Here is a 15196-nt window from a genome sequence, read left to right on the forward strand (position 1 = left end):
ACAGTTAAGAGGCCATCGTCGGCGGGGGCGGACAGCCGGGGTTAAGCGAGATTACATGATTGGGCGTACCGCCAGAGCTGGTCGCGGGGTGACGCGACGTCGATCGAGCGCGGGTCATGCGCTTGCGACATGGACCACGCTGGCGTTCTCGTGCGCCCTTCCCTCCGCGGCATGGGCCGAAGCCCTGCCGGACGCCTTGGCAAAAGCATATCAGACCAATCCGCAGCTCAATGCCGAGCGTGCGCGCCAGCGCGCCACCGATGAGAACGTGCCGCAGGCGCTGGCCGGCTACCGGCCGCAGATCGTGGCGAGCCTCAGCGCCGGCCTGCAATCGGTGCGCAATCTGTTGCCGGACAACACCATCCAGACCGGCAATCTGAAGCCCTGGATCATCGGCGTCACCGTGACGCAGAGCCTGTTCAACGGCTTCCGCACCGCCAACGGCGTGCGGGCCGCCGAGCTCCAGGTGCAGTCGGGCCGCGAAGCGCTCCGCAATGTCGGCCAGGGCGTGCTGCTCGATGCGGTCACCGCCTACACCAATGTTCTCGCCAACCAGTCGCTGGTCGAGGCGCAGCGCTCCAACGTCGCCTTCCTGCGCGAGACGCTCTCCGTCACCCAGCGCAGGCTCAATGCCGGCGACGTCACGCCGACCGACACCGCGCAGGCCGAGGCCCGCCTCAATCGTGGCCTTGCCGATCTCAACGCGGCCGAGGTCGCGCTTGCGGTCAGCCAGGCCACCTATGCGCAGGTGATCGGCAATGCGCCCTCGCAGCTCAGGCCTGCCGAGGCCGTCGACCGCTATCTGCCGAAGAGCCGCGAGGATGCCATGACGATGGCGATCCGCCAGCATCCGGCGGTGATGGCCGCCAGCTTCGACGTCGATGTCGCCTCCACCAACATCCGCATCGCCGAAGGCACGCTGCTGCCGAGCGCGACGATCCAGGGCAGCGCCAGCAAAAGCCGCAACAACGACCCGGCGCTCAGCACCCTCGCCGAGGACCAGGCTTCGATCGTCGCCAATGTCACCGCGCCGATCTACGACGGCGGCCAGGCCGCGGCGCAGACTCGGCAGGCCAAGGAGATCACGGCACAGAGCCGGCTCGTGCTCGACCAGGTGCGCAATCAAGCGCGTACGGCGGCGGTCAGCGCCTGGGTTGCCAACGAAGGCGCCAAGATCACGGTGTCGGCCTCGGAGTCCGAGGTGAAGGCGGCCACCGTCGCGCTGCAGGGCGTGCAGCGCGAGGCCGCCGGCGGCCAGCGCACGACGGTGGACGTCTTGAACTCGCAGGCCGACCTGATCCAGGCCAAGGCCCGCCTGATCGGCGCGCAACGCGACCGCGTGATCGCCTCCTACACGCTGCTCAGCGCCATCGGCCATCTCGACGTCAAGACGCTTAACCTGAACACGCCGGATTATCTGCCCGAGGTGCACTACCACCAGGTCCGCGACGCTTGGCACGGCCTGCGCACGCCGTCGGGGCAGTAGCCTCAAATCTCTCTGGTGGAGGCCGATGAAAAGCCGCCGCATCCATCTGATGGGAGCCTCGGGCTGCGGCGTGACCACGATCGGTCGTGCGCTCGCCGGGCAGCTTGCGCTGCCGCATCACGACAGCGACGACTATTTCTGGCTGCCCACCGTGCCGCCCTATCGGACGACCCGCCCGGCCGCCGACCGCCTGCGCCTGATGCGCGAGATGTTCTTGCCGCGTCTCGACTGGGTGCTGAGCGGGTCCGTCACCGGCTGGGGCGAAGAGCTCGTTTCGTACTTCGACCTGGTCGTCTTCGTGAGCGTGCCGCGCGAGATCCGGATGATGCGACTGCGCGCCCGCGAAGCCGCCCATTTCGGCGCTGATGCCGTCGCGCCGGGCGGCTGGCGCCATGGCGAGACCGAAGACTTCGTCGAATGGGCCTCCCATTACGAAGCCGGCGATCGCGAAGGCCGCAGTCTCGCCAAGCACGAAGCGTGGCTCTCGGGCCTGCCCTGCCCGGTCGTGCGCGTGGACGGCTCACGTCCGCTTGCGGAGCTTGTCGAGCAGCTATGCAGCGAAGCGGAGCGGTTGCCCGGTTGATGTGATATTCTCCTCCCACTCGCCGATAAAAAAACAAACCGGGAGAGAAACCGTGCTCAGCCGACGCAGCGTCCTGCTTGCCTCCCTTGCGGCCGGAGTAGCCATGACCAGCAAAGCCCATGCCCGCGCGGCGCAGCCTGCGACGCCGATCAATTTCGATGTGCCGGCGCATGCCTGCGACTGCCACACCCACATTCATGGCGATGTCGAAAAGTTTCCGTTCTTCACGGGCCGCGTCTATACGCCGGAGCCGGCTTCGCCGGAAGAAATGGCGGCGCTGCACAAGGCGCTGCATATCGAGCGCGTGGTGATCGTGACGCCGAGCGTCTACGGCACCGACAATTCCTCCACACTGTTCGGCATGAAGGCGCGCGGCGAGACCGCGCGCGGCGTCGCCGTAATCGACGACAAGACGCCGGAGAGCGCGCTCGATACGATGCACCAGGACGGCTTCCGCGGCATCCGCCTCAATCTGGCGACCGGCGGCGTCAATGACCCGAATATCGGCCGGCCGCGCTTCACCGCCGCCGTCGAGCGCATGAAGGCGCGCGGCTGGCACGTGCAGCTCTACACCACGTTGGCCATGATCTCCGCGATCAAGGACCTCGTTGAGACGGCGCCGGTGCCGGTCGTGTTCGACCATTTCGGCGGCCTTCACGCTTCGCTCGGGCTGGAGCAGCCGGGCTTCTCCGACCTCGTCGCGCTGGTGAAGTCCGGCAAGGCCTATGTGAAGATCTCGGGCGCCTATCGCTCGTCGAAGCTGGCGCCCGACTATCAGGACATGGTGCCCTATGCCCGCGCGCTGATCGCGGCCAATGTTGACCGCATCGTCTGGGGCACCGACTGGCCGCATCCGGATTCGAGCCGCGTCGAGGGCCGCAAGCCCACCGACATCGCGCCGCTCTATCAGATCGACGACGGCCGCCTGCTCAACCAGCTTCCGGTGTGGGCGCCGGATGCCGAGGTGCGCAAGAAGATCCTGGTCGACAATCCGGCGCGGCTCTACGGGTTCTGACGGTCAGCGCGCGCGGCGGGAGAAGAAGGAGATCAGCACCGGCAAGGTCACCAGAATCACGACCGGCGCCAGCATCATGCCGGTGACGACGACAACCGCGAGCGGCTTCTGCACCTGCGAGCCGATGCCTTCGGACAGCGCTGCCGGCAGGAGGCCGACGCCTGCGACGACACAGGTCATCAGCACCGGCCGGAGCTGCAGCTCGCCGGTGCGTACCACCGCGCTCATGCGGTCCATGCCCTCTTCGATCAGCTGGTTGAACTGCGACAGGATGATGATGCCGTCCATCACCGCGATGCCGAACAGCGCGATGAAGCCGATCGCCGCGGAGACGCTGAACGCGGTGCCCGAGATCAGGAGGCCGAGCACGCCGCCGAAGATCGCCATCGGGATCACGCTCATCGCGAGCAGTGTGTCGGTCATCGAGCCGAAATTAAACCAGAGCAGCACGCCGATCAGCGCCAGCGAGATCGGCACCACGATCGAGAGCCGCCGGATCGCGTCCTGGAGGTTGCCGAACTCGCCGACCCATTCCATGTGCGAGCCCGGCGGCAGCTGCACCTGCGCGGCGATTTTGTCCTGCGCCTCGCGGATCGCGCTGCCGAGATCGCGTTCGCGCACCGAGAACTTGATCGGCAGATAACGCTCCTGCTGCTCGCGATAGATGTAGGCCGCACCCGAGACGAGGCTGATGGTCGCGACCTCGCTTAAGGGGATCTGCGTGACGGTGCCGTTCGGCCCGGGCGCACCGATCCGCAAATTCTGGATCGCCTCGGCGCTGCGGCGGTATTCCGGCGCGAGGCGCACGATAATCGGGAAGTGGCGGTCGCTTCCGGGCTCATAGAGGTCGCCGGCGGTGTCGCCGCCGATCGCAACCTTGATGGTGGCGTTGATGTCGCCCGGCGCGAGGCCGTAGCGCGCCGCCTTGGCGCGGTCGATGTCGATCTGCACGGTCGGCTGGCCCAGCGAGGTGAACACCGCAAGGTCGGTGACGCCTTGCACGGTCGACAGCACCTGTTTGATCTTGTTGGCGGTATCGGTGAGCGCCTGGAGGTCGCTGCCGAACAGCTTGATCGAATTCTCGCCCTTCACCCCGGAGACGGCTTCGGAAACGTTGTCCTGAAGATATTGCGAGAAGTTGAACTCGACGCCGGGAAAGCGATCGTCGAGCTGCTTGAGCAGCTGCGCGGTCAGCTCTTCCTTGTCGCGGGTGCCGGGCCACTGGTTCACGGGCTTGAGCGGCGCAAAGAACTCGGCGTTGAAAAAGCCTGCGGCGTCGGTGCCGTCGTCCGGGCGGCCGTGCTGCGACACGACCGACTCCACCTCGGGCCGGGCGCGGATCACCTTGCGCATCTCATTGACGTAGCTGTTGCCTTCCTGCAGCGAGATGGTCGGCGGCAGCGTGGCGCGGATCCAGAGGTTACCCTCCTCCAGCTTCGGCAGGAATTCGAGGCCGAGCAGCCGGGCGAGCGCGACCGTCATCAGCACCAAACCGACCGCGGCGCCGAGAACAATGTTACGGTTGGCGACCGCCCAATTCAGCACAGGCATGTAGAGCCGGTGCAGGATCAGCATCACCTTGGTCTCGGTCTCCTGGACGTGCACCGGCAGGATGATGGCGGACAGCGCCGGAGTCACGGTAAAGGTGGCAAGCAGGCCTCCGGCCAGCGCATAGGCATAGGTGCGCGCCATCGGCCCGAAGATGTTGCCCTCGACGCCTGAAAGCGTGAACAGCGGCAGGAACGCCGCGATGATGATCGCCGCGGCAAAGAAGATCGATCGCGAGACGTCGGCGGCCGCGCTGAGAATGGCATGGCTCTTCATGCCGAACAGAGTCTCGGGCGACCTGTGCTCGGATTCCGAGATCGGCGTCGTTTGCGTGAGGCGGCGGAAGATCGCCTCCACCATGATGACGGTTGCATCCACGATCAGGCCGAAATCGATCGCGCCGACCGACAAAAGGTTGGCCGATTCCCCGCGCAGCACCAGGATGATGACCGCAAAAAAAAGCGCGAACGGGATGGTGGCGCCGACGATCAGCGCGCTCCGGAGATCGCCGAGGAAGATCCACTGCAACAGCACGATCAGCAGGATGCCCACCACCATGTTGTGCAGCACGGTGTGGGTGGTGAGCTCGATCAGGTCGCCGCGGTCGTAGATGCGCTCGATGCGCACGCCGGGCGGCAGGATGCTGGAGTTGTTGATGGATTGAACGAGCTCGTGGACGCGCCTGATGGTCGGCGAGCTCTGCTCGCCGCGCCGCATCAGGACGATGCCCTGCACGATGTCGTCGGAATCGTCGAGGCCGGCAATGCCGAGACGTGGCTTCTGACCGACGGTGACGGTGGCGACGTCCTTCACCAGCACCGGATTGCCGCCGGTCTGCGCCACCATGGTGTTGGCGAGGTCGTCGATCGAGCGGATCAGGCCGACGCCGCGCACCACGGCGGATTGCTGGCCGATATCAACGGTGTTGCCGCCGACATTGACGTTGGAATTGCCGACCGCCTGGAGCAGTTGCGGCAGCGTCAGGCCATTGGCGACCAGCTTGTTGAAATCGACCTGGATCTCGTAGGTCTTGCTCCTGCCGCCCCAGCCGGTGACGTCGATTACGCCGGGCACCGCGCGGAAGCGGCGCTGCAGCATCCAGTCCTGGATGGTCTTGAGGTCGAGCACGCTGTAGTTCGGCGGACCGACGAGGCGATAGCGGAAGATCTCGCCGATCGGGCTGAGCGGAGAGATCTGCGGCTGCACATTGCCCGGCAACGGCGCAAGCTGCGCCAGGCGATTCAGTACCTGCTGCAGCGCCTCGTCATAGGTGTAGGCGAAGGAGAACTGGATTTTGACGTCGGACAAACCGTAGAGCGAGATGGTGCGGATGGTCTTGATGTTCTTCAGGCCGGCGACCTGGGTTTCGATCGGGATCGTGATGTAGCGCTCGATCTCCTCCGCCGACAGGCCCGGGCTCTGCGTCACGATGTCGACCATCGGCGGGGTCGGGTCGGGATAGGCCTCGATGTTGAGCCGGTTGAACGCGATCAAGCCGCCGATCAGCACGGCGACGAACATGCCAACCATCAGGAAACGCCGGTTGACGGCAAGGGCAACGAGACGATCCATTCAGGTCTTCAATTTTCTTGGGTCGTCGATCAGCTGCCGGAGGCCGCGCGGTCGATGAACAGACTGCCTTTGGTGACGATCTGCTCGCCGGGTTTCAGATTGCTGGTGACCTCGACGAGGTTGCCGTTGATGAGACCGATCTTGATCTGGCGCAGCTCGACCGACTTGTCCTCGCGCGCGACCCAGAGGCGGACCTTGTCGGCCTCGTAGATCAGCGCCTGCTTCGGCACCGCCGGCGCGGCGCGGTCGCCGGCCGAATAGATCGTGACGTTCGCGAACATTTCCGGCTTGAGCAGCCCGTCCTTGTTGTCGATCGTGGCGCGGACCTGCAGGCGGCGGGTGGCGGGGTCGATCGCGGCGGCAACGTAGTTGATCTTGGCGCTGAACGGACGGCCCGGCAGCGCCATCACGTTGACGGTGATGTCCTGCCCGATGCACACCGCGGCCGCATCGCTCTCGCGCACGAAGGCGGTGAGCCAGACCGTGGAGAGGTCGCCGACCACGAAGACAGGATCGCTAGCGCCGGAATTGACGTATTGCCCCGGGCCGATCTTGCGTTGCACGACGGTGCCGGAGATCGGCGAGTAGATCGTGATCTCCCGATCGATGACGCCCTTTTCCTGGAACGTCTTGATGGCCTCGTCGGTGAAGCCGAGGATGCGCAGCTTGTTGCGCGCGGCTTCCAGCGCCGCCACAGAGGAGCGCATGTCATTGCGCGCCTGCACCTGGGCCGCTTCCGCCTGCTGGTAATCCTTGAGCGGAATGGCATGGCCCTCGTAGAGGTCCTTGGCGCGCTTGAATTGGATGTCGGAAAGCTCGAGCGCCGACTTCGCCTTATTCTGCGAGGTCATCGCCGCGATGAAATCGTTCTGGGCCTGCACGGTGTCGGCGGCCTCGATCGTAAACAGCGGTTGACCTTGCTTCAGCGTCTCGCCGGGCTTGGCGAGCAGCTTGGTGACACGGCCTGCATAGGGCGAGAACACCGGCGTCGAACGATCCTCGTCGACCGCGACCTTGCCCTCGGTGACATACTCGGCCCGGAAGCTCCTGGCGGCGACCGGCTCGATCGTCAGCGTCGCCCATTCGGACGGTGTCGGCGTGAAGGTCTGCGCATTCCTGCGCGACTGGCTGGAGATCTCGGAGTGCTTCTTTGCCTTCGGGCCCGAAGAGAACAAGCCGTACGCTCCGACACCGGCGCCGGCGAGGGCTAGTAAAACTACGGATGCGATCACCCGTTGTTTTGCAATCACGTGCAATCGCTTGGTAATCTCAACTGCCATGGGGCCCGGTCGTGTCTGCGACGATCTCGGCAAATGATTGCCTCATCGCTCGCGCTAATAGTGCCGAATTGGGATTTCAAACAACCTAAAAAACGCGTCGGCCCTTTCCGTCTGCGTTAAAATTTTGCGACATGTCAGCTTCATGTCAGCTTCGGCCCGGCCATTGTGCCGGATGACTGCCGAGCGGCATCGCCGGACGGCTCCAGGCGTCGGCGTCTTCGACAGCCGAGCGGAATGCTGCACCGCCTTCAACGTGCCGAAGCCAAATTGCATGTGCTCTATGAACGCAGCATGTACAGCCTCTCCCGTAACATCCGGGTATTCAATCCGCCCTCGAGCCGGCCGAGATTCCACAGCCAGAATGTCGGCGGGGCTCTGCATGGCTGCTTCTCTCCCCGCTCATTTGCTGTACTTTTCGCGACCGTGTCATGATCGCAGAAAGGATTGCAATGGCCGCCATCGATCCCCTCATCGCAGGTGCCGTGTTCATCGCGACTGCGGCCACCGACGCCGTCTATGTCATGTTCACCTCGGCCGTGATCGCGCGCAAGCGCATCCCGGCGGCGAACTGGAGCGCGGTCTGGTACCTGCTCTCCTCTTACGCCGTGATCAGCTACACCGAGAACGTCTTCTACGTTGCCTTTGCCGCAATCGGCTCCTGGGCCGGCGCCTATGCCTCGTTGACCTTCCTGCACCGCCCGCCCGGCGGCCCGCCGGTGGGAGCGGCGCCGGAGTGAAGTCTCTCCGCGTCATTGCGAGGAGCCCTTGCGACGAAGGAATCCAGGATCCTTCCGCGGATGCATTTCTGGATTGCTTCGCGGAGCCTGTCATCGGGCCGCGCTTTGCGCGGACCCGGTGGCTCGCAACGACGACGTGGAGGCTTCTGGGCGCCTCGCGAAACAGCTACACTCGCAGCACCAACAAAAAGGAGCCAACAATGGATCTCGGTCTCAAAGGCAAGAACGCTGTGGTGCTCGGCGGCACGCGTGGCATCGGGCGGGCGATTGCGGCGACGCTGGCCGGCGAAGGTGCCAATGTCGCGGTGTGCGCGCGCAACGCCGATCAGGTTGCGGCCACCGTCGGGGAGTTGAAGGCGAGCGGCATCCGCGCCACCGGCGGCGCGGTCGACGTCACCGACGGCGCGGCGCTCAAAAGCTGGATCGAGGCTGCAGCAAAAGAGCTCGGCGGCATCGACCTGCTATTCTCCAATGCCGGCGCAATGGCGCAAGGGCACGATCCGGCGTCCTGGGAGCAGAATTTCCGCCTCGACCTGCTCGGCGCCGTGCATGCCTTCGACGCCGCCCGGCCATTCCTCGAGACAAGCGGCGCCGGCAGCGGCGATGCGGCCTTCGTGATCATCTCGTCGATCTCCGCGGCGCAGGCGGACACGGCCAGCTCCTACGGCCCGATCAAGGCCGCGCTGATCCACATGGCCAAGGGACTGGCGCGGCAATACGCGAAGAAGAAGATCCGCGTGAATGTCGTGTCGCCCGGCACCGTCTATTTCAAAGGCGGCGTCTGGGAGATGATCGAGAAGAACATGCCGGAGCGGTACCAGGACGCGATGAAGCGCAACCCGACCGGCCGCATGGCAACGCCGCAGGACATCGCGAGCGCGGCGGTGTTTCTGGCCAGCCCGGTGTCGGGATTCACGACGGGTTCGAATTTCGTCGTGGACGGCGCGATTTCGAACAGGGTGAATTTTTGAGGGCAGCTTGCCGAGCTCTCTCTCCTCCGTCATGGCCGGGCTTGACCCGGCCATCCACGCACTGCTGCGCACTCCGAAAGACGTGGATGCCCGGGTCAAGCCCGGGCATGACGACTGAGAATGAGGCGCAATCATCGCAACAAACGTCGGCAGTAGCCCGCGCTCGCTCAATGAAAATCCCGCGAGGGCGGCAGGATACGGACGTTGCGGGGGTGACGGATTTTTTGCGCGGGCATGTCCGTAAGCGCGCGAGGGTCTTCGTTCAGCGGTTCGACCACGGTGGCGCCTGCGGGCAGCGGATGCTTGCGGCCGAGCGCATCGTTGGCCAATCCGACCAGATCGTGCGAGCGATCGATCATGCGCTGGGCGATGAGATGCGTCACCTTCTCCGGGCTGCTCTGGATGTAGCCTTCGACCAGGATGAGGCGCGCGCCCATCACCTCTTTCCGGTACTGCTCCATGATCTTGGGCCAGACCACGACATTGGCGATGCCGGTTTCGTCCTCCAGCGTCATGAACACGACGCCGCTGGCGCTGCCCGGCCGCTGCCGCACCAGGACCACACCGGCGCAGCGGACGCGGCGCCGCTCGTTCTCATGGCTGATCTCCTTGCAGGCCACGATGCGCTCGCGCGTAAACATCTCGCGCAGGAATTCCATCGGATGGCCCTTCAGCGACAGCCGGATGGTCTGGTAGTCCGCGACCACCTGCTCGGCGCGCGGCATCACCGGAAGCGGTTTTGCGCCTTCGTCCGGCTGCTCGCGCGCGGTCGCCGCCTCGAACAGCGGTAGCGGCACGTCGTCGGGCAGCCGCCGCACCTGCCACAGCGCTTCGCGGCGATCGAGCCCGAGCGAGCGGAACGCATCGGCATCCGCCAAGAGGATCAGCGCGCGCTTGGGCAGACCGGTGTCGCGGGCGAAATCCTCCAGCGACGTGAAGGGACGACGGTTGCGCGCGGCGACGATGCGGTCGGCCCAATCGGGTACTCTCTCCACACCGTCATTCCGGGGCGACGCGTCAGCGTCGAGCCCGGAATCCATTCCTCCGCCAGGCGTATGCGGCGCGATGGATTCCGGGTTCGCGCTACGCGCGCCCCGGAATGACAGCTGAGAGCGTTTCAGCCTCTCTTCATCCTCGTCCAGCCAGTGGAATCCATCGATCTGGCGAAAGCCGAGGCGCACGGCGCAGAATTTGCCGCTTCCCTCCTCCAGTGTGTTCTGCGCAAAGCTGTAGGACACGTCGATGTCGCGCACCTCGACGCCGTTCTTGCGGGCGTCGCTGACGATCTGCGCCGGCGCATAAAAGCCCATCGGTTGCGAATTCAACAGACCGCAGCAGAAGGCGTCGGGATGGTAGTGTTTCAGCCACGACGAAATGTAGACCAGCTGTGCAAAGCTCGCGGCATGGCTCTCCGGAAAGCCGTAAGAGCCAAATCCCTTGATCTGGTCAAAGCAGCTTTTGGCGAAGTTGGGATCGTAGCCGCGCGCCACCATGTTGCCGATCAGCTTCTCCTCATATTGGCCGATGGTGCCGACATTGCGGAAGGTCGCCATCGAGCGGCGCAGGCCGTTGGCTTCCTCGGAGGTGAAATGCGCGGCCTCGATCGCAATGCGCATCGCCTGCTCCTGGAACAGCGGGACACCGAGCGTCTTGTGCAGCACCTTGTAGAGTTCGTCCTTGTCGCCATGCTCCGGCGACGGAGACGGATAGCTCACCTTTTCCAGCCCGTTCCGCCGCCGCAAATAAGGATGCACCATGTCGCCCTGGATCGGCCCGGGGCGCACGATCGCGACCTCGATGACGAGATCGTAGAAGGTGCGCGGCTTCAGCCGCGGCAGCATGTTCATCTGGGCGCGGCTCTCGACCTGGAACACGCCGAGCGATTCCCCGCGGCACAGCATGTCGTAAACCCTGGGGTCGTCCTGCGGGACGCTCGCCAGCATAAAACGCTCGCCCTTGTGCTGGTCGATCAGATCGAAACATTTCCTGATGCAGGTCAGCATGCCCAGCGCCAGCACGTCGACCTTCATCATGCTCAGTGCATCGACGTCATCTTTGTCCCATTCGATGAAGGTGCGGTCGTCCATCGCGGCATTGCCGATCGGCACATAGGTGTCGAGCCGGTCCTGTGTCAGCACATAGCCGCCGACATGCTGGGACAGATGGCGCGGGAATTCGATCAACTCGGTCGCAAGCTCGACCGCGAGGTTGATCATGGGATTGTTCGGATCGAGCCCGGCCTGCCGGACCTGCATGTCGTTGAGGCCCTTGCCCCAGCTGCCCCAAACGGTGTCGGCGAGCGCGGCAGTGACGTCCTCGGTCAGGCCGAGCGCCTTGCCGACGTCGCGGATGGCGCTGCGCGGGCGGTAGTGGATGACGGTGGCGATGATCGCGGCGCGGTGGCGGCCGTAGCGGCGATAGACATATTGCATCACCTCCTCACGGCGCGAATGCTCGAAATCGACGTCGATATCGGGCGGCTCCAGCCGCTCCTTGGAGATGAAGCGCTCGAACAAGAGGTCCACCTTGGTCGGATCGACCGAGGTGATGCCGAGCACGTAGCACACGGCCGAATTCGCCGCCGAGCCGCGCCCTTGGCACAAAATGTTCTGGCTGCGCGCGTAGTGGACGATGTCATGCACGGTGAGGAAGTAATGCGCGTATTTCAGCTCGGCGATCAGCGCGAGCTCCTTGTTCAAGGTGGCGCGCAGCTTGTCGTCGATCTTGCCGCCGAAATATTTGTCGACGCCCGCCCAGGTCAGGTCCTCCAGATGCCCCTGCGCGGTCTTGCCCGGCGGTACCGGCTCGTCGGGATATTGATACTTCAGCTGATCGAGCGAGAACTCGATTGCGTCCGCAAAGCGCATGGTCTGCGCAATCGCCTCGGGAAAATCGCGGAACAGCCGCGCCATTTCACGCGGCGTCTTCAGGAAGCGCTCGGCATTGGCCTCTAACTTCCGCCCAATCGCCTCGATCGTGGTCTTTTCCCGGATGCAGGTCAGCACGTCCTGGAGCGGACGGCGGCGGGGATCGTGATACAGCACCTCATTGGTTGCGAGCAGCGGCACCTTTGCCTTTGCGGCGAGATCATCGAGCCGCAAGAGGCGACGCTTGTCGTCGCCGCGATAGAGCAGGCTCGCCGCCAGCCACACGCCCTCGGCACGGCTCGCCTTCAGCTTTGCGAGGACATCCAGCGCCCGCGACAGCTCGAGACGATGCGGCAGCGTCAACACCAGGAGCTGGCCTTCCGAGAATTCCAGGAGATCGTCAAGCCTGAGATGACACTCGCCCTTTTCGATCCGCGTGATGTCGTCGCCGCGCTTGCCCCTCGTGAGGAGCTGGCACAGCCGGCCATAGGCGGCGCGATCGCGTGGATAGACCAGGATGTCGGGCGTGCCGTCGATGAAGACGATGCGGGCGCCGATCAACAGTTTCGGCTTGTGCAGCACCTCGTCATTGTCGAGCTCGTTCCAGGCGCGCACCACGCCGGCGAGCGTGTTGTGATCGGCAATGCCGATCACCGGAATTCCTAAAGCGCTCGCCTGATGCACATAGGCGCGCGGATCCGAGCCGCCGCGCAGGAAGGAGAAATTGGTGGTGATGCCGATCTCGGCATAGCTAAGCGTATTCATGCGAAGAGACCGTGCACATACCAGCCGGGAGACGCAGGCTTGCCGTCACCGTCGAACACCTCGCCTTCATAGAGACCGTCGCGAAAGATCCAGAAGCGCAGGCCTTCGGCATCCTCGATGCGGAAATAATCCCGCGTCAGCTGCTTGCCGTCCTGCCGCCACCATTCCATCGCGATGCGCTCGGGCCCCTCTACCCGCACCACCGCATGCAGCGCGCGCCGCCAGGTGAATTGATGCGGCGGACCGTCTGGCACGGTCGCGAACGGCACCTTGATCGGCTCCGGCTTGTCGAACAGCCGCAAGGGACGCAGCGGCGGCTCGCTCGCGACGCGCGCCGGCCATTCGGCCTGCATGGCAGCAGCGAGATGATGCTGCGCCGATGCGGCCAGCACCGCGCTTTCGGGGATGTGGGTATCCTGCGGCAGGTGCACGACGACACGCCTGCCGCCGATCCGCGCGGCGATGCGGTCGATCAGCGCCGCGAGTTCGTCATTGTCGTGGACATGGGCATCGAGATCGCGCTGCTCCTGCACCACGATCTCGGTGCGGCTCGCCGACAATCGCACCATGTCGAAGCCGAAGCCGGGATCGAGGGGATCAGCGAGTGCATCGAGCCGCTCGCGGAACAAGCGGTCGACCACGGCGCTTCTGGTCACGGGACGTCCGGTCTCGACCGTGATCGTGCGCACCACGCCGTCGGTGCGGAAGAACGCGGCTTCAAGCCGCCGCGCGCCTTTGCCCTGCTTCTCCATGGACGCGATCAACGTGTCGGCGAGCCGCGACAGCGTCATCGCGATCATGGTGTCGGTCGCGATCGGCTCGGCAAAGCGTTTTTCCACGATGTAGTCGGGCGGCGGTTTGCGCGGGCTGATCGGCGCATCGCCCTGCCCCAGCGCATGGGCGAGCAGCGTGGAGAAGCGCGCGCCGAACCGCGCCGTGATCTCGGAGGCGCTGCGCGAGGCGACGTCGCCGATGGTCTTCAGCCCGGCGCGGCGCAGGCCGGTGGTGATGGCTTCACCCGCACCGAGAGCGGAGACTGGAAACGACCTGATCGCCTCCGCCTCGCCGCCATCGGCCACAATGGTGCCGGATACCTGCCGCGTCAGCGTGCGGGCGCAGACCGAGGTGCCCGCGATCGCCGCGCTGACGGCAAAGCCTTGCCAGTCGAGCGCCCGGACCAATGTCCGCAACAGCGCGGCCTCGCCGCCGAACAGATGCGCGCAACCGGTGATGTCCAGGAACAGCCCGTGCGGCGGATCGAGCGCCACCAGCGGCGTGAAGCGGTCGCACCAATCGGCGATGTCGCTGATCGTCTTCGTATCGGCCACGGTATCGGCGTCGAACACACGCAAATCCGGGCACATCGCCCGCGCATTGGCCAGCGGTTGGCCGATATACAGGCCGAGGCGCTCGGCGGCCTCGTCCAGCGCATGGATCACCAGCGCATTGTTGTCCTTGATGACGACAATGCTCGGCTCATGGTTGGTTTTACCCAGCCCGGCGCTGCTGAAGAACCGCTGGATCCTGTCGATGGGCAGGCGCGGCAGCCACAGGCTGAGGATACGTCGACGGTTCACTGAACTGGCACTCATCACAATTCCATTCCATGATCCACCGGCCGCAGGGGCCATGACGATTGCGCAAGAGCTCGGCATCGAACACCGGCGCGCCCCAGGCACTCCACACCGAGCCCGGCGGCGAAGGCGCCGCACGCAGCATCCATCGTGTCTCCGCGGTCGAGGGCAGCGGCTGCGCGGCCATCCGCAGCAAGAGGCCGGTCACGCCCGAGCCTTGCGCGGCCAGCGTCAGCTTGCGGCTCGCCACCAGATCGAACTGCCTGGTCTCGCCCCAGAGCTCGAGCACGACGGCGCCCAGCGCATCGCAGGCGAGCGCGTCGGCCGAGGTGCGTAGCGCGCTCTCGACATCGGCGGCGCGCACCATCACCACACAGCGCGGATCGAGGCCGAGCTCGGATAGCCCGCTCATCGACAGCGCGCCGGTTTCGAGCTCCGAAAAATCCTGCCGCACCCACAATAGCGGCCGGCGTGCGCTCACGCGTCCCGCAAGGCCCATGACAAACCCCGTCGCGGCCGCGCCCTGTCGCCCCTCGCAAAACACCTCGTGGATCGCCGCGCGCGCGAGCCCGCCCTTCAGCGCGGCGTCGGCCGCGCCATGGCCGAGTACGATGCGATCGCGCGGATGCACGACTTCCGCCGTCTCGATGCGCTCGATCTGGCCGCGCAGGATCGCAAGCGCGCTCATACGTGCGCCGCTCATGCTCGCCGCTCCTCAGAGGTGATTGCCGATGGCTCTCAAAAAGAGAACCAGCGGCTGGCTCATTTGTTCATGATATGTTCTAATATAAAGCTAAC

Annotated in this window: 10 protein-coding genes and 1 pseudogene; 5 read left to right on the top strand and 6 right to left on the bottom strand. The window is 65.1% G+C overall.

Features of this window, described 5'->3' with window-relative positions; translation table 11 throughout:
* Positions 1-55: 55 nt before the first annotated feature.
* The 3 genes from I6F21_RS24010 to I6F21_RS24020 are packed head-to-tail and all read left to right on the top strand — an operon-like array spanning position 56 to position 3084.
* On the top strand, positions 56-1486 hold the full coding sequence (locus I6F21_RS24010; RefSeq protein WP_085972056.1) for a TolC family outer membrane protein: 1431 nt from the start codon (positions 56-58) through the stop codon (positions 1484-1486).
* Between the two features lie 25 nt (positions 1487-1511).
* Positions 1512-2069 carry a hypothetical protein gene (locus I6F21_RS24015; protein WP_225139511.1) on the top strand — a complete coding sequence of 186 codons (558 nt, stop codon included), beginning with the start codon at positions 1512-1514 and terminating at the stop codon, positions 2067-2069.
* Between the two features lie 52 nt (positions 2070-2121).
* The gene (locus I6F21_RS24020; RefSeq protein ID WP_225139512.1) at positions 2122-3084 is read left to right on the top strand and encodes an amidohydrolase family protein; all 963 of its coding nucleotides are present in this window, start codon (positions 2122-2124) and stop codon (positions 3082-3084) included.
* A 3-nt stretch (positions 3085-3087) separates the two neighbouring features.
* Here the strand turns inward: I6F21_RS24020 and I6F21_RS24025 are convergent, their stop codons facing one another.
* The 3 genes and pseudogenes from I6F21_RS24025 to I6F21_RS24035 all read right to left on the bottom strand — a co-directional run.
* Entirely contained in the window at positions 3088-6204 is a 3117-nt protein-coding gene (locus I6F21_RS24025; protein WP_225139513.1) for a CusA/CzcA family heavy metal efflux RND transporter, read from the bottom strand.
* Positions 6205-6233: 29 nt separating this feature from the next.
* On the bottom strand, positions 6234-7484 hold the full coding sequence (locus I6F21_RS24030) for an efflux RND transporter periplasmic adaptor subunit (protein ID WP_225139514.1): 1251 nt from the start codon (positions 7482-7484) through the stop codon (positions 6234-6236).
* Positions 7485-7629: 145 nt separating this feature from the next.
* Positions 7630-7843 (bottom strand): annotated as a pseudogene (locus I6F21_RS24035) (CoA transferase); the annotation flags it as partial.
* A 90-nt stretch (positions 7844-7933) separates the two neighbouring features.
* Here I6F21_RS24035 and I6F21_RS24040 point away from each other — a divergent pair.
* Both I6F21_RS24040 and I6F21_RS24045 read left to right on the top strand, forming a co-directional pair.
* Entirely contained in the window at positions 7934-8221 is a 288-nt protein-coding gene (locus I6F21_RS24040) for a hypothetical protein (protein WP_036006055.1), read from the top strand.
* 200 nt (positions 8222-8421) lie between these two features.
* A complete protein-coding gene (locus I6F21_RS24045; protein ID WP_225139515.1) occupies positions 8422-9192 on the top strand; it encodes an SDR family oxidoreductase in 771 nt (256 codons plus the stop codon).
* 167 nt (positions 9193-9359) lie between these two features.
* On the opposite strand, the gene I6F21_RS24050 is transcribed toward I6F21_RS24045, so the two are convergent.
* The 3 genes from I6F21_RS24050 to I6F21_RS24060 are packed head-to-tail and all read right to left on the bottom strand — an operon-like array spanning position 9360 to position 15101.
* The gene (locus I6F21_RS24050; protein WP_225139516.1) at positions 9360-12824 is read right to left on the bottom strand and encodes an error-prone DNA polymerase; all 3465 of its coding nucleotides are present in this window, start codon (positions 12822-12824) and stop codon (positions 9360-9362) included.
* Positions 12821-14416: a DNA polymerase Y family protein gene (locus I6F21_RS24055; protein ID WP_225139517.1), complete on the bottom strand. Its 1596-nt coding sequence runs from the start codon at positions 14414-14416 to the stop codon at positions 12821-12823. Before I6F21_RS24055 ends, I6F21_RS24050 begins: the two co-directional genes overlap by 4 nt.
* Entirely contained in the window at positions 14313-15101 is a 789-nt protein-coding gene (locus tag I6F21_RS24060) for a DNA repair protein (RefSeq protein WP_074447494.1), read from the bottom strand. The genes I6F21_RS24055 and I6F21_RS24060 overlap by 104 nt, the downstream gene beginning before the upstream one ends.
* Positions 15102-15196: the final 95 nt, after the last annotated feature.

Origin of the sequence: Bradyrhizobium sp. NBAIM03, from assembly GCF_020194055.1 — a bacterium.
In the GTDB taxonomy this organism is placed as follows: domain Bacteria; phylum Pseudomonadota; class Alphaproteobacteria; order Rhizobiales; family Xanthobacteraceae; genus Bradyrhizobium; species Bradyrhizobium yuanmingense.

Coding starts and splice junctions, on each gene's coding strand:
- I6F21_RS24010 (WP_085972056.1), top strand. CDS start 56: ATGATTGGGCGTACCGCCAGAGCTGGTCGCGGGGTGACGCGACGTCGA.
- I6F21_RS24015 (WP_225139511.1), top strand. CDS start 1,512: ATGAAAAGCCGCCGCATCCATCTGATGGGAGCCTCGGGCTGCGGCGTG.
- I6F21_RS24025 (WP_225139513.1), bottom strand. CDS start 6,204: ATGGATCGTCTCGTTGCCCTTGCCGTCAACCGGCGTTTCCTGATGGTT.
- I6F21_RS24030 (WP_225139514.1), bottom strand. CDS start 7,484: ATGGCAGTTGAGATTACCAAGCGATTGCACGTGATTGCAAAACAACGG.
- I6F21_RS24040 (WP_036006055.1), top strand. CDS start 7,934: ATGGCCGCCATCGATCCCCTCATCGCAGGTGCCGTGTTCATCGCGACT.
- I6F21_RS24045 (WP_225139515.1), top strand. CDS start 8,422: ATGGATCTCGGTCTCAAAGGCAAGAACGCTGTGGTGCTCGGCGGCACG.
- I6F21_RS24050 (WP_225139516.1), bottom strand. CDS start 12,824: ATGAATACGCTTAGCTATGCCGAGATCGGCATCACCACCAATTTCTCC.
- I6F21_RS24055 (WP_225139517.1), bottom strand. CDS start 14,416: ATGAGTGCCAGTTCAGTGAACCGTCGACGTATCCTCAGCCTGTGGCTG.
- I6F21_RS24060 (WP_074447494.1), bottom strand. CDS start 15,101: ATGAGCGGCGCACGTATGAGCGCGCTTGCGATCCTGCGCGGCCAGATC.